Here is a 22339-nt window from a genome sequence, read left to right as displayed (position 1 = left end):
ACACCCCCGGAGAACATCCAAGAATTAGCTGCGGTCGCCCACGAGGCCGGCCGCTCACCTATGGCATCCGATTCTGGAAGCCTTTCCGCCCTGGAGCAAGCCATGCAAGACCTCGATCCCGTCGAAACCCAGGAATGGCTGGACGCCCTGGAGTCCGTACTCGACCGCGAAGGTGAAGACCGCGCTCATTACCTGATGACCCGCATGGGCGAGCTGGCCAGCCGTAGCGGCACCCAACTGCCCTACGCGATCACCACGCCCTATCGCAACACCATTCCGGTAACCCACGAAGCACGCATGCCCGGCGACCTGTTCATGGAACGCCGGATCCGCTCCCTGGTGCGCTGGAACGCCCTGGCGATGGTGATGCGGGCGAACAAGCACGACCCGGACCTGGGCGGCCACATCTCCACCTTCGCCTCCTCGGCGACCCTCTACGACATCGGCTTCAACTATTTCTTCCAGGCTCCCACCGACGAACACGGCGGCGACCTGGTGTTCTTCCAGGGCCACGCGTCCCCCGGCGTCTACGCCCGGGCCTTCCTCGAAGGCCGCATCAGCGAGGAACAACTGGAGAACTTCCGCCAGGAAGTGGACGGCAACGGCCTGTCCTCCTATCCGCACCCCTGGCTGATGCCAGACTTCTGGCAGTTCCCCACCGTATCCATGGGCCTTGGCCCGATCCAGGCGATCTACCAGGCACGTTTCATGAAGTACCTGGAAAGCCGCGGCTTCATCCCCGCCGGCAAGCAGAAGGTCTGGTGCTTCATGGGCGACGGCGAGTGCGACGAGCCGGAATCCCTCGGCGCGATCTCCCTGGCCGGCCGCGAGAAACTCGACAACCTGATCTTCGTCATCAACTGCAACCTGCAGCGCCTCGACGGCCCGGTCCGCGGCAACGCCAAGATAATCCAGGAGCTGGAAGGCGTGTTCCGCGGCGCCGAGTGGAACGTCAACAAGGTCATCTGGGGTCGCTTCTGGGACCCGCTGTTCGCCAAGGACACCGCCGGCCTGCTGCAACAGCGCATGGACGAGGTCATCGACGGCGAATACCAGAACTACAAGGCGAAAGACGGCGCCTACGTGCGCGAGCACTTCTTCGGCGCGCGTCCGGAACTGCTGGAAATGGTCAAGGACCTTTCCGACGAGGAAATCTGGAAGCTCAACCGCGGCGGCCACGACCCCTACAAGGTCTATGCGGCCTACCACCAGGCGGTCAACCACAAGGGCCAGCCGACCGTCATCCTGGCCAAGACCATCAAGGGCTACGGCACCGGCAGCGGCGAAGCGAAGAACATCGCGCACAACGTGAAGAAGGTCGACGTCGACAGCCTGCGCGCGTTCCGCGACAAGTTCGACATCCCGGTCAAGGACGCCGACCTGGAGAAGCTGCCGTTCTACAAGCCTGAAGAAGGCAGCGCCGAGGCCAAGTACCTGGCCGAGCGCCGCGCCGCGCTGGGCGGCTTCATGCCGGTGCGCCGGCAGAAGAGCATGAGCGTGCCGGTTCCGCCGCTGGAAACCCTGAAGGCCATGCTCGACGGCTCCGGCGATCGCGAGATCTCCACCACCATGGCCTTCGTGCGGATCATCTCGCAGCTGGTCAAGGACAAGGAACTCGGCCCGCGCATCGTCCCGATCGTCCCGGACGAGGCCCGTACCTTCGGCATGGAAGGCATGTTCCGCCAGCTCGGCATCTACTCCTCGGTCGGCCAGCTCTACGAGCCGGTGGACAAGGACCAGGTGATGTTCTACCGCGAGGACAAGAAGGGCCAGATCCTCGAGGAAGGCATCAACGAGGCCGGCGCCATGTCCAGCTGGATTGCCGCCGGTACCTCCTACAGCACCCACAACCAGCCGATGCTGCCGTTCTACATCTTCTATTCGATGTTCGGCTTCCAGCGCATCGGCGACCTGGCCTGGGCCGCCGGCGACAGCCGCGCGCACGGCTTCCTGATCGGCGGCACCGCCGGTCGCACCACGCTGAACGGCGAAGGCCTGCAGCACGAGGACGGCCACAGCCACCTGCTGGCCTCGACCATCCCGAACTGCCGCACCTACGATCCGACCTACGCCTACGAACTGGCGGTGATCATCCGCGAAGGCTCGCGGCAGATGATCGAAGAGCAGCAGGACATCTTCTACTACATCACCGTGATGAACGAGAACTACGTCCAGCCGGCCATGCCGAAGGGCGCAGAGGAAGGCATCATCAAGGGCATGTACCTCCTCGAGGAGGACAAGAAGGAAGCCGCTCACCACGTGCAACTGCTGGGCTCCGGCACCATCCTGCGCGAAGTCGAGGAAGCGGCCAAGCTGCTGCGCAACGACTTCGGCATCGGCGCCGACGTCTGGAGCGTGCCGAGCTTCAACGAGCTGCGTCGCGACGGCCTTGCCGTCGAGCGCTGGAACCGCCTGCATCCGGGCCAGAAGCCGAAGCAGAGCTACGTCGAGGAGTGCCTGGGCGGCCGTCGCGGCCCGGTGATCGCCTCCACCGACTACATGAAGCTCTACGCCGAGCAGATCCGCCAGTGGGTTCCCTCCAAGGAGTACAAGGTGCTCGGCACCGACGGCTTCGGCCGCAGCGACAGCCGCAAGAAGCTGCGCAACTTCTTCGAAGTGGATCGTCACTGGGTGGTGCTGGCCGCGCTCGAAGCGCTGGCCGATCGCGGCGATATCGAGCCGAAAGTGGTGGCCGAGGCCATCGCCAAGTACGGTATCGATCCGGAGAAGCGCAACCCGCTGGATTGCTAATTCGCTCCATACTCCCCTCGGCAGCGAGGGGTTTCGAGCACGCCGGCGCCGGCTCACAACGAACCAAGGACCAAAAGTCTTTGTTTTGCGCGCCGCACAGCGGTGGTGGCACGTAAAAGGAGAGGAATGTGAGCGAACTCATTCGCGTACCCGACATCGGCAACGGTGAGGGTGAAGTCATCGAGCTGCTGGTCAAGCCCGGCGACAAGGTCGAGGCCGATCAGAGCCTGCTGACCCTGGAATCCGACAAGGCCAGCATGGAAATCCCCAGTCCCAAGGCCGGGGTAGTGAAAAGCATCAAGGCGAAGGTCGGCGACACCTTGAAAGAAGGTGACGAAATCCTCGAGCTGGAAGTGGAAGGCGGCGAACAGCCTGCCGAAGCCAAGGCCGAGGCAGCGCCCGCCCAACCGGAAGCGCCGAAAGCCGAAGCGCCTGCTCCCGCCCCGAGCGAGAGCAAGCCGGCCGCCCCCGCCGCGGCCAGCGTCCAGGACATCAAGGTCCCGGACATCGGCTCGGCCGGCAAGGCCAACGTCATCGAAGTGATGGTCAAGGCCGGCGACACGGTCGAGGCCGACCAGTCGCTGATCACCCTGGAATCCGACAAGGCCAGCATGGAGATCCCCTCGCCGGCCTCCGGCGTGGTGGAAAGCGTCTCGATCAAGGTCGGTGACGAAGTCGGCACTGGCGACCTGATCCTCAAGCTGAAGGTGGAAGGCGCCGCTCCGGCAGCCGAAGAGCAACCGGCAGCCGCTCCGGCCCAGTCCGCGGCGCCCGCCGCCGAGCAGAAGCCCGCCGCGGCGGCCCCTGCGCCAGCCAAGGCCGATACCCCGGCTCCGGTCGGCGCACCCAGCCGCGATGGCGCCAAGGTCCACGCCGGCCCGGCGGTGCGCATGCTGGCGCGCGAGTTCGGCGTCGAGCTGAGCGAAGTGAAAGCCAGCGGTCCCAAGGGTCGCATCCTCAAGGAAGACGTCCAGGTCTTCGTCAAGGAGCAACTGCAGCGCGCCAAGTCCGGCGGTGCCGGCGCCACCGGCGGAGCCGGCATCCCGCCGATCCCGGAAGTCGACTTCAGCAAGTTCGGCGAAGTGGAAGAAGTGGCGATGACCCGCCTGATGCAGGTCGGCGCCGCCAACCTGCATCGCAGCTGGCTGAACGTGCCGCACGTGACCCAGTTCGACCAGTCGGACATCACCGACATGGAAGCCTTCCGCGTTGCCCAGAAGGCCGCGGCGGAGAAGGCCGGGGTCAAGCTGACCGTACTGCCGATCCTGCTCAAGGCCTGCGCCCACCTGCTCAAGGAACTGCCGGACTTCAACAGTTCGCTGGCCCCCAGCGGCAAGGCGCTGATCCGCAAGAAGTACGTACACATCGGCTTCGCCGTGGACACTCCGGACGGCCTGCTGGTCCCGGTGATCCGCGATGTCGACCGGAAGAGCCTCCTGCAACTGGCCGCCGAGGCCGCCGAGCTGGCCGACAAGGCCCGCAACAAGAAGCTCTCGGCCGATGCCATGCAGGGCGCCTGCTTCACCATCTCCAGTCTCGGCCACATCGGCGGCACCGGCTTCACGCCGATCGTCAACGCGCCGGAAGTGGCGATCCTCGGTGTGTCCAAGGCGACCATGCAGCCGGTATGGGACGGCAAGGCCTTCCAGCCGCGCCTGATGCTGCCGCTGTCGCTGTCCTACGACCATCGCGTGATCAACGGTGCCGCCGCGGCGCGCTTCACCAAGCGCCTGGGCGAGCTGCTGGCGGACATCCGCACCCTGCTCCTGTAATACCTGCGCCGCTCCCCACGGAGCGGCCAGCCCCTCTCGCGAGCATGCCACGCTCGTCTCTCGGCCCCACCGGATGGTGGGGCTTTTTTTGCCCGCCTGACGGCTCGGCGAAACTGCGTCCTGTCGTACCGCCAGCGAATGCCACAGGACCCGCAGGCGCGAGTTCGGCGCGCACGATGACAGGCGCTCGACGCCAACCCTCCCGGCGAAGCCAACCCTACGAAAAACAGGGCTTTTCCAGCGGCACCGCAGACCTCCGACCGTCCAGCGGTTTTTTCCCGGATACGCTTAACTTGGGCCCTGCCGGGCCGATACAGAGTTACTTGTCAGACCAATCGGCATAATGCACCCTTTGCCTGCACCCCATCGAAACGGGTCGAGGCCTCCCCCTCGCTCAGTACCTGGAATCAGCCTCGCATGAAAAGTCATCCCGATGCCGCCAGCCGTTCGGCGGCCGAGGTTGTCACGCAGCTACCCGTGCCGTCGCGGCTCGGGCTGCTGCGTTTCGAGCGGCTGAACGAGCCGAGCTGGGCACTGCTGTTCCTCGATCCTGCCTGCGAGCGCCAGCTCGGGCTGCCGGCGACTACCCTCTGCGCACTGCTCGATGCGCCTTACGCCAGCCTGATGGAACCCGAGGCCCGCCACCGCCTGCACGAGCAGATCCAGCAGCAACTGGTGAAGCGCCCGCACTACCAGGTGAGCTACAAGCTGCACACACCCAACGGCGTGCTGACCATGCTGGAGTTCGGCGAAGCCTTCCAGCAGCATGGCCGCCAGTTGCTGCACGGCTACCTGATGGTCGAGGAGCGAGCGGAGAGCGCCGAGCGCAGCGAACAGTTGCTCGACCTGGAATCGCAGAACCTGCGCCTGAAGGCGTCCCTGGACCTCTACCAGCGCTCCCAGGACGACCACCTGCAACACCTGCTGCGCTCGCGCACCCAGCAGAACCTGATCGTCCGCCTGGCCCGCCATCGCTACCTGTCCAGCGACCCGCTGCTGGAGGCTGCGCAACTGATCACCCAGGCCGCCTGCGAAGCCTACGGCACCGCGCGAGCCGGCATCTGGCGGCTGCTCGACGACCAGCGCCTGGAAGCGGTGACCGTCTACCGCCGCGACCTCGACCAGTACGAGAAGCCCCAGAGCATCGACGCCAGCCGCTACCCCGCCTACCTCGAGGCGGTACACAGCGGGCGCGCCATCGACGCCCACAACGCCCAGCGCGACCCACGCACCCAGGAACTCTACAAGGACTACCTGAGGCCGCTGGGCGTCAACGCCCTGCTCGACGCCACCATCCGCATCGGCGGCGAGGTGGTCGGCGTGCTGTGCCTGGAACACGCCGGCGAGAACCGCATGTGGCAGAGCGACGAGATCGCCTTCGCCGGGGAACTCGCCGACCAGTACGCGCAGGTCCTGATGAACCACGAGCGACGCAATGTCTCCAGCGCCCTGCACCTGTTCCAGCGCGCGGTGGAACAGAGCGCCAGCGCCTTCCTGCTGATCGACCGCGACGGCGTGGTGGAATACGTCAATCCGAGCTTCACCTCGATCACCCAGTACAGCGCCGACGAAGTGCGTAACCGACGCCTGTCCGAGCTTCCGGCGCTGGAGAACCTCAGCGAGCTGCTGTTCGACGCGCGTTCCGCGCTGACCCAGCAGAACAGCTGGCAGGGCGAGTTCCGCAGCCGCCGCAAGAACCACGAGCCTTACTGGGGCCAGTTGTCGCTGTCGAAGGTCTACGACGATCTCGGCGAGCTGACCCACTACATCGGCATCTACGAAGACATCACGCAGAACAAGCTGGCCCAGCAGCACATCGAGAAACTCGCCTACCGCGACAACCTCACCGGCCTGGCCAACCGGCACTATTTCATCGGCGCCCTCGAGGAACGCCTGGAAAGCAGCGGCGACCGCCCGCTCAGCCTGCTGCTGGTGGACATCGACAACTTCAAGCGGATCAATGACAGCCTCGGCCACCAGACCGGCGACAAGCTGCTGGTCAGCCTGGCCCGGCGCTTGCGCAGTTGCCTCGGCGACGGCGCCACCCTGGCGCGCTTCGCCAGCAACGAGTTCGCCGTGCTGCTCGACGACACCGCGGTGGAAAAGGGCGAAAGCATTGCCGCGCAGGTCCTGCACATGCTCGACAAGCCGCTGTTCGTCGACAACCAGTTGATCAACATCACCGGCTCCATCGGCCTGGCCAGCGCCCCGCAGCACGGCTGCGACCCGCAGACCCTGATGAAGTACGCCGGCCTGGCGCTGCACAAGGCCAAGGCCAACGGCAAGCACCAGGTCCAGGTGTTCACCGAGGCGCTGACCGCCGAGGCCAGCTACAAGCTGTTCGTCGAGAGCAACTTGCGCCGCGCCCTGGCGCAGAACGAACTGGCGGTGCACTACCAGCCCAAGCTGTGCCTGCGCAGCGGCCAGTTGCTCGGCCTGGAAGCCCTGCTGCGCTGGCAGCATCCGGAAAAAGGCATGATCCGCCCGGACCGCTTCATCAGCGTGGCCGAGGAAACCGGGCTGATCGTGCCGATCGGCAAGTGGGTGATCCGCGAAGCCTGTCGCCAGGCCCGCGAGCTGGCCGAGGCCGGGCTGGGCGAGCTGCAGATCGCCATCAACCTGTCGCCCAAGCAGTTCACCGACCCGGACCTGGTCGGCTCGATCGCGGCGATCCTCCACGAAGAGAACATCCCGGCCAGCCAGCTGGAACTGGAGCTCACCGAAAGCCTGCTGCTGGACGCCACCGACGATACCCGCCAGCAACTCGAACGCCTGAAGAGCCTCGGCCTGACCCTGGCGATGGACGACTTCGGCACCGGCTACTCGTCACTGAGCTACCTGAAGAAATTCCCCATCGACGTGATCAAGATCGACCGCAGCTTCATCAAGGACATCCCGGACAGCCAGGACGACATGGAAATCACCTCGGCGGTGATCGCCATGGCCCACAACCTCAAGCTCAAGGTAGTCGCCGAAGGCGTGGAGAGCGCCGAGCAACTGGCCTTCCTCCGGCGCAACCGCTGCGACATCGGCCAGGGCTACCTGTTCGACCGGCCGATCCCCAGCGACCTGCTCAATACCAGTCTGCTGCGCTATCCTTGCCGCACCCTGCACTGATCGCCCAGGCCTCCCCCGCCGGCGCGGAAAGGCTGTACTCTCTGTGCTCATCCGCGAGTCATTCGCCTACCCCCTGAGCAGGAGACGAGAGCCATGGTTCTGCGTTCTGAAATCCTCACCAAGAAAAGCGAGCTGCCCACGCCGGACCAGGCCCTGCCGGGTCGCGAAAGCGCCATGCCGGTGCCCGAAGCGCACTTCGTCAACGGCCGCCCGCTGACCGCGCCGTTCCCCGCCGGCCTGCAACAGGTGCTGTTCGGCATGGGCTGCTTCTGGGGCGCCGAGCGTCGCCTCTGGCAGCAACCGGGTGTCTGGGTGACCGCGGTGGGTTATGCCGGCGGCTACACGCCGAACCCGACCTACGACGAAGTCTGCTCCGGCCTGACCGGCCACAGCGAGGTCGTGCTGGTGGTCTACAACCCGCAGGAGACCAGCTTCGAACAGCTGCTCAAGGTATTCTGGGAAGCCCACGACCCGACCCAGGGCATGCGCCAGGGCGGCGACATCGGCACCCAGTACCGCTCGGTGATCTACACCTTCGACGCGGCCCAGAAGGCCGCGGCCATGGCCAGCCGGGAGAGCTTCCAGGCCGAACTGGCGAAAGCCGGCTACGACCGCATCACCACCGAGATCGCCGACGTCCCGCCCTTCTACTACGCCGAGGCCTACCACCAGCAGTACCTGGCGAAGAACCCCAACGGCTACTGCGGCCTGGGCGGCACCGGGGTGTGCCTGCCGGCCTGACGACTATTCCGCCACCAGCCAGTCGAGACGCCAGCCGCCCTGGCTCTGGGCCATGACCTCGGCCAGCCAGGGCAGCAGGTCGCGCAGTTCGTCCTCCAGCGGCCACGGCGGATTGACGATGGCCAGCCCGGAGCCGTTGAAACGCTCGGCGTCGTCGATCGGATGCACGTGCAGCTCGGCACGCAGCAGCTTCGGCGCGACGCTACGTTCCAGGGCCTGGTAGAAACGCTTGAGCTGGCGCTCGTCCTTGATCGGATACCAGATCACCACCACCGTCTGGCGCATCCGCCCGATCGCCTCGTCGAGCGCAGCGACACAACGCTGCAATTCGTCGGCCTGCTCGAACGGCGGATCGATCAGCAGCACCGCGCGCTTTTCCGGCGCCGGCAGGAACGCCCGCGGCAGCAGCCAACCGTCGCCCTGGTGCACGGCGACCCGCCGTTCGCCAGCCATGTTGGCCTTGAGCAGGCGGCCGTCCTCGGGATGCAGTTCGTTGAGCAGCACGCGGTCCTGGGCGCGGGTCAGGCGCCGTGCCAGTTCCGGCGAGCCCGGGTAGTAGCGCAGGGAGCCGTCCGGATTCAGGTGACGGATCACGTCCAGGTAATCGTCCAGTTGCTCGGGCAGGCCTTCGCGCTCCCACAGGCGGGCGATGCCCTGCTCCCACTCGCCGGTGCGGCTGGCCTCGTCACCCTGCAGGTCGTAGAGGCCGACCCCGGAATGGCTGTCCAGGTAGGCGTACGGCGTGTCCTTGCGCCCCAGCAGGGCGAAGATCCGCGCCAGCACCAGGTGCTTGAAGACATCGGCATGGTTGCCGGCGTGGTAAGCGTGACGATAGTTCATGATGACTGCTCCTTGGACAGCGCCAGGCAGCGCTGCTAGCCGGACCGCCCGGCCCCGGCGGATTCGCGCCGACCCCGCGTCGGCACAGGCCCTCGCCCATGGGCGAGGGGCGCGGATTCTACCAGCCTCCCGAGGCTTCGGCAGCGGTCTCGCCGTCGCAGGTTTGGCCCTTGTATCACGCATATCGATGTTGGTTGGCGACCTTCATTCACCAGCCTAGACTCGCTGGCACCCTGGCACCGCCTGCGACGGTCGATGCCTTCGCCGCGCCGCCCCACGATCCCCTTTCGCCGAGGTCGTCATGTCCGAAACCCTGCTCAGTTCCCGCAACCTGGCGTTCGAGCTGTACGAAGTCCTCGATGCCGAAGCCCTGACCCAGCGCCCGCGCTTCGCCGAACATAGCCGCGAAACCTTCGATGCCGCCCTCGGCACCGCGCGGAGCCTGGCGGAAAAGCTGTTCGCCCCGCACAACCGCAAGGGCGACGAACACGAGCCGCTCTATGAGAATGGCTCAGCCACGCTGATTCCGGAAGTGAAGCCGGCAGTGGATGCCTTCCTCGACGCCGGCTTCCTCAACGCCACCCGCAGCTTCGAGCAAGGCGGCATGCAGTTGCCGACCCTGCTGTCGCAGGCCTGCTTCGCCCACTTCCAGGCGGCCAACGTCGGTAGCTCGGCCTATCCGTTCCTGACCATGGGTGCCGCCAACCTGATCGAGAGCTTCGGCAGCGAGGAGCAGAAGCAGCGCTTCCTGCAACCGATGATCGAGGGCCGCTTCTTCGGCACCATGGCCCTCACCGAACCGCACGCCGGCTCCTCCCTCTCCGACATCCGCACCCGCGCCGAACCGGCCGCCGACGGCAGCTATCGGATCAAGGGCAACAAGATCTTCATCTCCGGCGGCGACCACCCGCTCTCCGAGAACATCGTGCATATGGTCCTGGCCAAGCTGCCGGATGCACCGCCGGGGGTGAAAGGCATCTCGCTGTTCATCGTGCCGAAGTTCCTGGTCAACGCCGACGGCAGCCTCGGGCCGCGCAACGACGTGATCCTCGCCGGCCTGTTCCACAAGATGGGTTATCGCGGCACCACCTCCACCGCGCTGAACTTCGGCGACAACGGCGCCTGCGTCGGCTACCTGGTGGGCAAGCCGCACCACGGCCTGGCCTACATGTTCCAGATGATGAACGAGGCGCGCATCGGCGTCGGCATGGGCGCGGTGATGCTTGGCTATGCCGGTTACCTCTATTCGCTGGAGTACGCCCGCGAACGCCCGCAGGGCCGCCTGCCGGACGGCAAGGACCCGAGCGCGCCACAGGTGGCGATCATCCGCCACGCCGACGTGCGGCGCATGCTGCTGACCCAGAAGGCCTATGTCGAAGGCGCCTTCGACCTGGGCCTGTACGCCGCGCGCCTGTTCGACGACAGCCAGACCCTGGAAGACGACGAACAGCGCCGCCAGGCCCACGACCTGCTCGACCTGCTGACCCCGATCGTCAAGTCCTGGCCCTCGGAGTTCTGCCTGAAGGCCAACGAGCTGGCGATCCAGATCCTCGGCGGCCACGGCTACACCCGCGAATACCCGGTGGAACAGTACTACCGCGACAATCGCCTGAACCCGATCCACGAAGGCACCCACGGCATCCAGTCCCTCGACCTGCTGGGACGCAAGGTCGGGCAGAACAATGGCGCCGGCCTGCGCCAGCTGACCCGCCTGATCCAGGATGCCTGCCGGCGCGCCGAAGCCCACCCATCCCTGGTCGCCCTGCGCCAGCCGCTGGAACGGCTGGTGGCGCGGCTGTCCGAGGTGACCCTGGCACTGCTCGGCGACCTGATGCAGGGCCAGGTCAACCAGGGCCTGGCCAACTCGGCGCTGTACCTGAAAGTGTTCGGCCATGCGGTGATCGGCTGGCGCTGGCTGGAGCAGGCGATCCGCGCCGAGGAAGGGCTGGCTCGCGGCGACTGCACCGACGCCGACTTCTATCGCGGCAAGTTGCAGGCCGCACGCTACTTCCTGACCTGGGAAGTGCCTGGCTGCCACCACGAACTGGCGCTGCTGGAGGCCCGCGACGACGTGTGTTCGAGCATGCAGGAAGAATGGTTCTGATCCTGCCTGCCCTTTCCCGCCCCGGTCACGTCCGGGGCTTTTTTATGTCCGGGCATGGACGCCGGGTTGCCGTTGCCTGGCGGCCACGCCGGCGAGTCCGCGCGCACTCGCCCGGACAACGCGAAAGCCTTGGAATTCCTTCGAAAAAAACCGCAGCCGCCCCTTTACAGTCCGCCAAATCCGCAGGTTAGAATCACTTGGCATGCGGCCTGCATCCTGTCTACGTAATTCCCCTACGTAAAACCGACCCGTAGCGTCGCCTTCCCCCTGTCCCGCCGCGAGGAGGCCGACCTTGGACGCCGTCACCGTCAATAATTTCTTCCTGATCGGGGCGGTGCTGGTCGGCATGAGCATCCTCGTCAGCTCGCTGTCCTCCCGCCTGGGCATCCCGATCCTGGTGATCTTCCTCGCCGTCGGCATGATCGCCGGCAACGACGGGGTCGGCGGCATCGTCTTCGACAACTATCCGATGGCCTACCTGGTGGGCAACCTGGCGCTCGCCGTGATCCTCCTCGACGGCGGCCTGCGCACCCGCGTCTCCAGCTTCCGCGTGGCGCTCTGGCCGGCATTGTCGCTGGCCACCCTGGGCGTGCTGGTGACCACCGGCCTGACCGGCATCGCGGCAGCCTGGCTGTTCGACCTGCACTGGATGGAAGGCCTGCTGATCGGCGCCATCGTCGGCTCCACCGACGCCGCCGCGGTGTTCTCCCTGCTCGGCGGCAAAGGTCTCAACGAGCGGGTCACCGCGACCCTGGAAATCGAATCGGGCAGCAACGACCCGATGGCGGTGTTCCTCACCGTGACCCTGATCGAGATGCTCGCCAGCGGCCAGACCGGCCTCAGCTGGGGCTTCGCCCTGCACCTGGTGCAGCAGTTCGGTCTCGGCGCCCTGCTCGGTCTTGGCGGCGGCTGGTTGCTGCTGCAACTGATCAACCGCATGCACCTGGCCGGCGGCCTCTACCCGTTGCTGGTGATCAGCGGCGGCCTGCTGGTGTTCGCCCTGGCCAACGCCGTCGGCGGCAGCGGCATCCTCGCCATCTACCTGTGCGGCCTGCTCCTCGGCAACCGCCCGATCCGCAGCCGCCACGGCATCCTGCACATGCTCGACGGCATGGCCTGGCTGGCGCAGATCGGCATGTTCCTGGTCCTCGGCCTGCTGGTCACCCCCCACGACCTGTGGCCGATCGCCCTGCCGGCACTGGCCCTGGCGCTGTGGATGATCCTGGTGGCACGACCGCTGTCGGTACTGATCGGACTGATCCCGTTCCGCGCCTTCCACGACCGCGAGAAAGCCTTCATCGCCTGGGTCGGCCTGCGCGGCGCGGTGCCGATCATCCTCGCGGTGTTCCCGCTGATGGCCGGCCTGCAGAACGCCCAGCTGTTCTTCAACGTGGCCTTCTTCATCGTCCTGGTCTCGCTGCTGGTGCAGGGCACCAGCCTGCCCTGGGCGGCCAGGCTGCTGCGGGTGGTGGTGCCGCCGGATCCGGCACCGATATCCCGCGCCGGCCTGGAGATCCACCCGACCAGCGAGTGGGAGCTGTTCGTCTACCACCTGAACAAGGAAAAGTGGTGCATTGGCGCCGCCCTGCGCGAGCTGAAGATGCCCGGCGGGACCCGGATCGCCGCGCTGTTCCGCGGCACCGAACTGCTCCACCCGTCGGGCAGCACCATCCTCGAGGCCGACGACATTCTCTGCGTGATCGGCCACGAACACGACCTGCCGGCCCTCGGCAAGCTGTTCAGCCAGGCGCCCGACCGGGGCCTCGGCGCGCGCTTCTTCGGCGACTTCGTGCTGGAAGGCGATGCCCAGCTGTCGGCGGTGGCCTCGCTCTACGGCCTGAAGCTCGACGGCATTGACGGCGAGCAAGCGCTGGGCCGCTTCATCGCCCACGAGATCGGCGGCGAAGCGGTGATCGGCGACCAGGTGGAGTGGAACGGCCTGACCTGGACCGTGGCCGCCCTGGAAGGCAACCGTATCCGCAAGGTCGGCGTGAAGTTTCCGGAAGGCCGCCCAGGGCCCGGACTTTTCCTCTGATTTCCTGTCGAATTCCCGTTCCGAGGCGCCTTGCGGCGCCTCGGAGCCACCACTAACCTGCATTCACCCTTCTTCGAGTCTCTTCTCGACCATGCCTGCCCTTCGCTCCCTGATCGCTATTCTTTTCCTCGGCCTCTGCCTTGCCAGTCCGCCGCTCCTCGCCCAGTCCGAGCCGCCCTCGGCCGAGGCCGTCCAGCAAAGCCTCGACAAGCTGGCCGAGCGCAAGCTCGCCGAAGCCGACCAGAAGGTCGCCAAGGCCAGCCTCGAACAGACCCTCAAGTTCCTCGCCGCGCGCGACGAAGCGCTGCAGAGCCTGGAGGACCTGAAAAAGCGCCTGAGCGACGCGCCCCGGCAGATCGAGGAAAACCAGCGCGAACTGGAGCGCCTGAAGAAGACCAAAGAACGTCCGGTCAGCGAACGCTACAGCGGCGAGAGCGCGGCCCGCCTGGAAATGCTGCTCAACGACCGCACCACCCAGCAGGCCGAGTGGCAGAAAGCCCTGGGCGAGGCCAACAGCCTGTCGATCACCGCCGAGACCCGTCCGGAACGAGCCCAGGCCGGCATCAGCAGCATGCAGGCACGGATCCTGGAAATCGGCTCGCTGCTCAAGGCCGGCAAGGAAAGCGGCAAGACGATCAACGCCGACCGTCGCGGCGAGCTGCTCGCCGAGCAGGCCGCATTGACCGTGCAGAGCCAGCTGTTGCGCCAGGAGCTGGCCGGCAACAACCTGCTGCAGGACCTCGGCAAGAGCCAGCACGATCTGCTCACCGAGAAGATCTCGCGCCTGGAAAAGGAAACCCTCGACCTGCAGGCGCTGATCAGCGAGAAGCGCCGCGAGCAGTCGGAAAAGACCGTCGCCGAGCTGTCCAAGGAAGGCGCCCAGGGGGCCGGCACCGACAGCCTGCTGAGCCAGGAGAACGCCAAGAACCTGCGTCTCTCCGACTACCTCCTGCGTGCCACCGACCGCCTCAACGTGCTCACCCGGCGCAACCTCGAGACCAAGCAGCAACTGGACAACCTGACCCAGTCCAACCAGGCCCTCGAGGAACAGATCAACGTCCTGCGCGGCAGCCTGCTGCTGTCGCGCATCCTCTACAAGCAGAAACAGGCGCTGCCCAAGATCAAGGCCGACCAGAGCCTGGCCGACGAGATCGCCGACCTGCGCCTCGGCCAGTTCGAACTGAACCAGGAACGCGACAAGCTGGCGACCCCGCAGCAATACCTGGACGACCTGCTCGCCCAGCAGCCCAGCGAGCAGGTCACGCCGGAACTGCGCAAGGATCTCGACACCCTGTTGGCAACCCGTTCCGAGTTGCTCGAACGGCTCAATCACGAACTCAACGCGCTGCTCAACGAAGCGATCACCTTGCAGTTGAACCAGAAACAGTTGCTTTCCACCAGCGAGAGCCTGCGCACCACCCTCGACGAGCAGATGTTCTGGATTCCCAGCAACCAGCCGCTCGACCTGTCCTGGTTCAAGATGACCCCGACCCTGCTGAAGAACCAGCTCACCGAGATCCCCTGGGGCTCCGGGGTGCGTGAACTGGGCGAAGGCCTGGTCGATCGGCCGCTGCTGTTCCTGCCGCTGTTCCTGCTGATCGCCGCGCTGCTGTGGAAACGCCGCTACCTGTACGACAAGCTGGCGGAGCTGAACGACGACATCGGCCACTTCAAGCGCGACAGCCAGTTGCATACCCCGCTGGCGATCCTGATCACCATCCTCCTCGCCCTGCCCGGCACCCTGACCTTCGCCGTTGCCGGGCTGGCCCTGCTGCTGGACGCCCGCGGCCAGAACGCCACCCTCGGCAGCGCCCTGCTGGAAATGGCCCAGGTCTGGCTGCTGTTCTACACCGCCCATCGCATCCTCACCCCGGGCGGCATCGCCGAGCGGCATTTCCACTGGAGCCGCGAACAGGTCGGCTTCCTCGACCGGCACCTGGTCCGCCTCGGCGTTGTGGTCCTGGCGCTGGTCGGCGTGGTGACGGTGGCCGAGCACCAGCCGGCGAGTCTGGCCGACGACGTGATCGGCATCGCCGTGGTCCTGCTCGGCTACGCGGCCATGGCCTGGCTGCTCAGCCGCCTGCTGTTCAGCAGCCCCGGCGACGAACGTCCGTCGCTGATCAAGATGATCGTCGGCATCCTCTTCACCGCGCTGCCGCTGGTGCTCTTCGTCGCGGTCTGCTTCGGCTACTACTACACCTCGCTGAAGCTCACCGACCGTCTCATCGATACCCTTTACCTGCTGCTGCTCTGGTTCGTCATCGAAGCCGCCTTCGTCCGCGGCCTGGGCGTGGCGGCCCGGCGCCTGGCCTACGCCCGGGCCCTGGCGAAACGGCAGAACGCGGCGAAGGAAGGCGTCGACGGCGAGACCAACGTCGAGGAGCCGACCCTCGGCATCGAGCAGATCAACCAGCAATCGCTGCGGCTGATCCGCCTGGCTCTGCTGATCGGCTTCATCGTCTGCCTGTACTGGGTCTGGGCCGACCTGATCAGCGTGATCTCCTACCTCGACAACGTCACCCTGTACCAGTACACCGCCGGCACCGGCGAAGCGGCCACCAGCGTGCCGATCAGCCTGCGCGACTTCCTCGCGGCGCTGGCCATCGCGGTGGTCACCGTGGCCCTGGCGCGCAACCTGCCCGGCCTGCTGGAAGTCCTGGTACTGCAGCGCCTGACCCTGGCCCAGGGCAGCGCCTACGCCACCACCACCCTGCTTTCCTACGCCATCAGCGGCATCGGCATCGTCAGCGCCCTGTCCACCCTCGGGGTCAGCTGGGACAAGCTGCAATGGCTGGTGGCGGCGCTCTCGGTAGGCCTCGGTTTCGGCCTGCAGGCGATCTTCTCCAACTTCGTCTCCGGCCTGATCATCCTCTTCGAGCGTCCGGTACGAATCGGCGACGTGGTGACCATCGGCAACCTGTCCGGCACGGTCAGCCGGATCCGCATCCGCGCCACCACCATCACCGATTTCGACCGCAAGGAGATCATCGTCCCGAACCAGACCTTCATCACCGGGCAACTGGTGAACTGGTCGCTGAGCGATACCGTGACCCGGGTCACCATCAAGATCGGCCTGGCCTACGAGACCGACCTGCCGCTGGCGCGCAAGCTGATGATGCAGGCGGTCAAGGAAAACCCGCGGGTACTGCGCGACCCGGAGCCGCTGCTGTACTTCCTGACCATCAGCGCCAGTACCTTCGACTACGAGCTGCGCTTCCACGTCCGCGAACTGGGCGACCGCAACCCCTCTACCGACGAGATCCTGACGAAGATCGCCACCAGCTTCCGCGAACACAAGATCGACATGGCTTTCAACCAGGTCGATGTGTTCGTCAAGAACCTCCAGGGCCAGCAGGTCCAGCTGTTCGTCGGCGAGCCGCAGCACAGCGGCGTCGGCAATCCGCCCGCGCTCAAGGGCCAGGACGGTCCCGCCGAACCGACCCGCTGAACCTCCGGGCCTGGACGCCCTCCGGCAATTCCCAGCACAATGCTCGGGAATTGCCGGAGGCCTCTCTTGAAATCACTCGACGACCTCGACTTCGACAACCGCTTCGCCCGCCTGGGCGACGCCTTCTCCACCGAAGTCCTGCCCGCCCCCATCGCCGAGCCGCGCCTGGTGGTAGCCAGCCCCGCCGCCCTGGCGCTGCTCGACCTGCCAGCGGAAACCAGCGACGAAGCGCTGTTCGCCGAACTGTTCGGCGGGCACAAGCTGTGGTCGGAGGCCGAGCCGCGGGCGATGGTGTATTCCGGCCACCAGTTCGGCTCCTATAACCCGCGCCTGGGCGACGGCCGCGGCCTGCTGCTCGGCGAGGTGATCAACCAGGCCGGCGAGCACTGGGACCTGCACCTCAAGGGCGCCGGCCAGACCCCCTACTCGCGGATGGGCGACGGGCGCGCCGTGCTGCGCTCGTCGATCCGCGAGTTCCTCGCCTCCGAAGCCCTTCCGGCACTGGGCATTCCCAGCAGCCGGGCGCTCTGCGTGATCGGTTCGAGCACGCCGGTCTGGCGCGAGAAGAAGGAAAGCGCGGCGACGCTGCTGCGCCTGGCGCCCAGCCACGTGCGCTTCGGTCACTTCGAATACTTCTACTACACCCGCCAGCACGACCAGTTGAAACAGTTGGCGGCGTTCGTTCTGGAACACCACTTCGCCGACTGCAACGCAGCCGAGCGGCCATACGCGGCGATGTTCCGCCAGGTCGTCGAGCGCAACGCCGAACTCATCGCCCGCTGGCAGGCCTATGGCTTCTGCCACGGGGTGATGAACACCGACAACATGTCGATCCTCGGCATTACCTTCGACTACGGGCCCTACGCCTTCCTCGACGATTTCGACGCCAATCACATCTGCAACCACTCCGACGACGCCGGCCGCTACTCCTTCAGCAACCAGGTACCGATCGCCCATTGGAACCTGGCCGCCCTGGCCCAGGCGCTGACGCCACTGGTGGAAGTGGACGAACTGCGCGCCAGCCTCGACCTGTTCCTGCCCCTCTACCAGGCCCACTACCTCGACCTGATGCGCCGGCGCCTGGGCCTGGGCGTCGCCGCGGAGAACGACCAGGCCCTGGTCCAGGAACTGTTGCAGCGCATGCAGGGCAGCGCGGTGGATTACTCGCTGTTCTTCCGCCGACTCGGCGAAGAAACTCCGGAGCGGGCGCTGGCCAGCCTGCGCGACGACTTCGTCGACCGCGAGGCCTTCGACCGCTGGGCCGAGGCCTACCGCCGGCGCGTCGAGGAAGAAGGCGGAGACCAGGAGTCGCGGCGCCGGCGCATGCACGCGGTCAATCCGCTCTATGTGCTGCGCAACTACCTGGCACAGCAGGCCATCGAAGCGGCCGAGCAGGGCGACTACACGGAAGTCCGCTTGCTGCACCAGGTACTGAGTCGCCCGTTCGAGGAACAGCCGGGCATGGAGCGCTTCACTCGGCGCCCGCCGGACTGGGGGCGGCACCTGGAAATCAGTTGCTCCTCCTGACGGGATGCCCTGACAGAACGGCGGCCGATAATGCCGCAATGGAATAAATACCTTCGGAAAACTTCTTAGACGCACTAAGAAAAGCCGATTATCTTCGCCGCCACACTTATTCCAGCCTGTTCTACCACCTCCTGTCAGGCGCCTTGCCGCATGAAGATACGCGACCTCGATCTCAGCCAGAGTTCGATCAACACCGAACACCAGGCGCTAGGTCTGCCTCCTGTCGAAGATTTCGTCACCCATCCGGACGACCACCCGGTACTGCGCGCCGCCATGTGGGCGGCGGTGCTGATCCTGGTCGGCCTGCTCGCCTTCCTGGCCTGGCGCCTGTTCTTCGACAACGGCGGCAGCAGCGGCTTCGAGATCATCGAGCAGGCCCTGACCAGCCGAGGTTTCTGGAGCGCGGTGGCGGTGGGCTTCTTCGCCCAGGTGATCGACGGTGCGCTGGGCATGGCCTACGGCATTACTGCCACCACCTTCCTGCTCAGCGCTGGCGCCACGCCGGCCGCCGCCAGCGCCAGCGTGCACATCGCCGAAGTGTTCACCACCGGCTTTTCCGGGATTTCCCACGTCAAGCTCGGCAACGTCAACAAGTCACTCTTCCTCCGCCTGCTGCTGCCGGGAATGATCGGCGCGGTGCTCGGCGCCGTGCTGATCACCCGCTTCGACGGCCACCAGCTCAAGCCCTTCATCTCCGCCTACCTGCTGCTGATGGGCCTGTACATCCTGAGCAAGGCCTACCGCCACGTGATCAAGCGCCGGGCACCGCGCCACGTGGCCAAGCTGGCACTCTTCGGCGGCTTCGTCGATGCCGCCGGCGGCGGCGGCTGGGGCCCGGTGGTCACCAGCAGCCTGATCGGCTCGGGTAGCGACCCGCGCACCACCATCGGCTCGGTGAACTTCGCCGAGTTCTTCCTGACCATCGCCAGCGCCACCTCCTTCATCCTCCTCGCCGGCCAGCCGGACACCTGGAAGATGGTCGCCGGACTGGTCTTCGGCGGCCTGTTCGCCGCGCCGTTCGCCGCCCTGCTGTGCAAGAAGCTTTCGCCGCGCACCCTGCTGGTCATCGTCGGCACCCTGATCACCCTGATCAGCGCCTACAACATCTACATCGGCCTGCGCTGACAGGCATAAGCGGCGAACACAACGATCTAACCAGGCACGCTTTTCCTTGCCCGGGCGCATTGACCCGCCCGGCGCGCTTTCCCATGCTGCGTCCTTCCAATCTGCCCGAAGGAACGCTGCATGAAACTGGAAACCCTGGCCGTCCACGCCGGCTACAGCCCTGACCCGACCACCCGCGCGGTGGCGGTGCCGATCTACCAGACCACCTCCTACGCTTTCGACGACACCCAGCATGGCGCCGACCTGTTCGACCTGAAGGTACCGGGCAACATCTACACACGGATCATGAACCCCACCAACGATGTACTGGAACAGCGCGTCGCGGCGCTGGAAGGCGGGGTCGGGGCGCTGGCGGTGGCCTCGGGGATGGCGGCTATCACCTACGCGATCCAGACCGTCGCCGAGGCCGGCGACAACATCGTCTCGGTGGCCAAGCTCTACGGCGGCACCTACAACCTGCTGGCCCACACCCTGCCACGCATCGGCATCCAGGCGCGCTTCGCCGCCCACGACGACATCGCCGCCCTGGAAGCGCTGATCGACGAGCGGACCAAGGCCGTGTTCTGCGAAACCATCGGCAACCCGGCGGGCAACATCATCGACCTGCAGGCACTGGCCGACGCCGCTCACCGCCACGGCGTACCGCTGATCGTCGACAACACGGTAGCCACCCCGGTGCTCTGCCGGCCGTTCGAGCACGGTGCCGACATCATCGTGCACTCGCTGACCAAGTACATGGGCGGCCACGGCACCAGCATCGGCGGGATCGTGGTCGACTCCGGCAAATTCGACTGGGCGGCGAACAAGTCGCGCTTCCCGCTGCTGAACACGCCCGATCCGTCCTACCACGGCGTCACCTACACCGAGGCCTTCGGACCCGCCGCCTTCATCGGCCGCTGCCGGGTGGTACCGCTGCGCAACATGGGCGCGGCGCTCTCGCCATTCAACGCCTTCCTCATCCTCCAAGGCCTGGAGACCCTGGCGCTGCGCATGGAGCGCCACTGCGACAACGCCCTCGCCGTAGCCCGCTACCTGCAACAACATCCGCAGGTGGCCTGGGTGAAATACGCCGGCCTCGCCGACAACCCCGAGCACGCCCTGGCCCGGCGCTACCTGGGGGGCCGCCCGGCGGCGATCCTGTCCTTCGGCATCCAGGGCGGCAGCGCCGCCGGCGCGCGCTTCATCGACGCCTTGAAGCTGGTGGTGCGGCTGGTCAACATCGGCGACGCCAAGTCCCTGGCCTGCCACCCGGCGAGCACCACCCACCGCCAGTTGAACGCGGAGGAACTGGCCCGCGCCGGAGTCTCCGACGACATGGTGCGGCTGTCGATCGGCATCGAGCACATCGACGACATCCTCGCCGACCTCGACCAGGCCCTGGCCGCCGCCGCACGCTGAGCGGATCGGTCAGTCCGGGCGAGCGTTTCGGTCCTTGCCCGGCCTGGCCGGCCGGCTAGTCTGGCTGGGATCCCCGACATGGAGAGCGCCATGCCACTGCCCACCGAACTCGCCAGGCACCTGACCGAAGAAAAGATCGCCTTCGTCCAGCGCAGCGGACTCAGGGCGGAAGTCCTCGAACCCGGCTACGTGCGCCTGCGCATGCCGGGCGCCGGCAACGAGAACCACATCGGCAGCATGTACGCCGGGGCGCTCTTCACCCTCGCCGAAATTCCCGGTGGCGCGCTGTTCCTGACCAGCTTCGACAGCGCCCGCTTCTATCCCATCGTCAAGGAGATGACCTTGCGCTTCCGCCGCCCGGCCAAGGGCGACATACGCGTCGAGGCACGCCTGGATGCCGAGCGCATCCGCCAACTGGAAACCGAGGCTGGAGAGCGCGGCAAGGCCGAATACAGCCTCGAACTGCAACTCACCGACGAGCAGGGGGAGGTGGTGGCGGAAAGCACCGCGCTGTACCAGCTACGCAGCCACGCGCGGCCCTGACTGGCAGATTTCGCAGGGCCCGGCGAAGGTTTTTTCTGCCATGGATCAAGGTCCGTAGCGAGCTGCGGCGCGACAGTGGGGAAGCCAGCGTAGCCATCCCACGGAGTCCGCCATGATCCGCCACCTCCTGGTCGCCCACGACCTCACCCCGGAAGCCGACGTCGCCCTCGCCCGCGCCGCCCAGTTGGCCCGCCAGCACGATGCGCGGGTCAGCCTGCTGCACGTGTACGACCCGGGGCTATCGGCGTCGGCGGTGAAGACCGTCAGCGCCATGCTGCAGCTCAAGCGCAAGGAGGCCGGCCTCGACGAGGACAGCGCCATCCACCTGTTCAGGGGCCAGCCGATCGACGGCATCCTGCAGCAGACCCGGGCGCTCGAACCGGACCTGTTGCTGATGGGCGCACACCACCAGAAGACCTTCGAACGCTTCGGCAACACCACCCTCGACCAGGTGGTGCGGCGCAGCCGGGTGCCGGTGCTGCTCGCCGTGCGCGAGGCGGACGAACCCTACCGCCAGGCGCTCAGCGCCCTGGACTTTTCCCAGTGCGCCTGTACCGCGCTGCGCCAGGCCTACCGCCTGCTGCCGGTGGAAGCCGACCTGCACGCCCTGCACGTGTTCGAGTCCCCCGACGACAGCGTGCTCGGCCTGCCCAGGCAGAATGCCGCGCACCTGGCCACCCAGGCCGGGCTGATCGAACAATTGCTGAGCGACGAGCAGGAGCGCCTGCCGGGCGTCGGGCCGCAGCTGAGCCACGAAGTGGTTCCCGGCGTGCTGCCGTACAGCCTGGACGCCGCGTTGAAGCAGCGCCAGCCGGAGCTGCTCGCCCTCGGCCGGCACAGCCGCAACGCGCTGATGCAGGCGCTGCTCGGCAACCTGGCGCAACGTTACCTGCGCCAGCCGAGCTGCGACGTCCTGGTTACCTCGTAGAAGCGCTGCC

Annotated in this window: 13 protein-coding genes; 12 read left to right on the top strand and 1 reads right to left on the bottom strand. The window is 66.5% G+C overall.

Going from position 1 to position 22339, the window contains the following annotated elements; translation table 11 throughout:
• Window positions 1–102 precede the first annotated feature (102 nt).
• From aceE to msrA, 4 genes are all read left to right on the top strand, one after another.
• Window positions 103–2751, top strand: coding sequence for a pyruvate dehydrogenase (acetyl-transferring), homodimeric type (aceE, locus tag ACTJJX_RS00360; RefSeq protein WP_003114556.1), 2649 nt, complete (start codon window positions 103–105; stop codon window positions 2749–2751).
• 128 nt (window positions 2752–2879) lie between these two features.
• Window positions 2880–4523, top strand: a complete 1644-nt coding sequence (aceF, locus tag ACTJJX_RS00355) for a dihydrolipoyllysine-residue acetyltransferase (RefSeq protein WP_015503765.1) — start codon at window positions 2880–2882, stop codon at window positions 4521–4523.
• Window positions 4524–4940: 417 nt separating this feature from the next.
• Window positions 4941–7640 carry a phosphodiesterase DipA gene (gene dipA / locus ACTJJX_RS00350; protein ID WP_003114559.1) on the top strand — a complete coding sequence of 900 codons (2700 nt, stop codon included), beginning with the start codon at window positions 4941–4943 and terminating at the stop codon, window positions 7638–7640.
• A gap of 93 nt (window positions 7641–7733) precedes the next feature.
• Window positions 7734–8381, top strand: a complete 648-nt coding sequence (msrA, locus tag ACTJJX_RS00345) for a peptide-methionine (S)-S-oxide reductase MsrA (protein WP_003095789.1) — start codon at window positions 7734–7736, stop codon at window positions 8379–8381.
• A gap of 3 nt (window positions 8382–8384) precedes the next feature.
• Here msrA and ACTJJX_RS00340 read toward each other — a convergent pair whose 3' ends face one another.
• Window positions 8385–9221, bottom strand: coding sequence for a 23S rRNA (adenine(2030)-N(6))-methyltransferase RlmJ (locus ACTJJX_RS00340; RefSeq protein ID WP_003095790.1), 837 nt, complete (start codon window positions 9219–9221; stop codon window positions 8385–8387).
• Window positions 9222–9522: 301 nt separating this feature from the next.
• Between ACTJJX_RS00340 and ACTJJX_RS00335 the strand changes: the two genes are divergently transcribed.
• The 8 genes from ACTJJX_RS00335 (at window position 9523) to ACTJJX_RS00300 (ending at window position 22329) form a co-directional block, all read left to right on the top strand.
• Window positions 9523–11325 (top strand): acyl-CoA dehydrogenase, encoded by a 1803-nt coding sequence (locus ACTJJX_RS00335; protein ID WP_003106479.1) that lies wholly within the window; start codon window positions 9523–9525, stop codon window positions 11323–11325.
• 292 nt (window positions 11326–11617) lie between these two features.
• A complete protein-coding gene (locus ACTJJX_RS00330) occupies window positions 11618–13360 on the top strand; it encodes a potassium/proton antiporter (protein WP_003106481.1) in 1743 nt (580 codons plus the stop codon).
• Between the two features lie 91 nt (window positions 13361–13451).
• The gene (mscK, locus tag ACTJJX_RS00325; protein WP_003103675.1) at window positions 13452–16808 is read left to right on the top strand and encodes a mechanosensitive channel MscK; all 3357 of its coding nucleotides are present in this window, start codon (window positions 13452–13454) and stop codon (window positions 16806–16808) included.
• 66 nt (window positions 16809–16874) lie between these two features.
• Window positions 16875–18335, top strand: a complete 1461-nt coding sequence (gene selO / locus ACTJJX_RS00320; RefSeq protein WP_003135708.1) for a protein adenylyltransferase SelO — start codon at window positions 16875–16877, stop codon at window positions 18333–18335.
• Between the two features lie 150 nt (window positions 18336–18485).
• On the top strand, window positions 18486–19460 hold the full coding sequence (locus ACTJJX_RS00315) for a sulfite exporter TauE/SafE family protein (RefSeq protein ID WP_003103681.1): 975 nt from the start codon (window positions 18486–18488) through the stop codon (window positions 19458–19460).
• Window positions 19461–19580: 120 nt separating this feature from the next.
• The gene (locus ACTJJX_RS00310) at window positions 19581–20858 is read left to right on the top strand and encodes a bifunctional O-acetylhomoserine aminocarboxypropyltransferase/cysteine synthase (RefSeq protein ID WP_003116143.1); all 1278 of its coding nucleotides are present in this window, start codon (window positions 19581–19583) and stop codon (window positions 20856–20858) included.
• 90 nt (window positions 20859–20948) lie between these two features.
• On the top strand, window positions 20949–21401 hold the full coding sequence (locus ACTJJX_RS00305) for a YiiD C-terminal domain-containing protein (RefSeq protein WP_003116142.1): 453 nt from the start codon (window positions 20949–20951) through the stop codon (window positions 21399–21401).
• 112 nt (window positions 21402–21513) lie between these two features.
• Window positions 21514–22329 (top strand): universal stress protein, encoded by an 816-nt coding sequence (locus ACTJJX_RS00300; RefSeq protein WP_003161256.1) that lies wholly within the window; start codon window positions 21514–21516, stop codon window positions 22327–22329.
• Window positions 22330–22339 lie beyond the last annotated feature (10 nt).

The sequence above is a fragment of the Pseudomonas sp. 22490 genome (genome assembly GCF_052044465.1).
Lineage (GTDB): Bacteria > Pseudomonadota > Gammaproteobacteria > Pseudomonadales > Pseudomonadaceae > Pseudomonas > Pseudomonas aeruginosa.
This window is presented reverse-complemented; position numbering and strand designations above follow the sequence as displayed.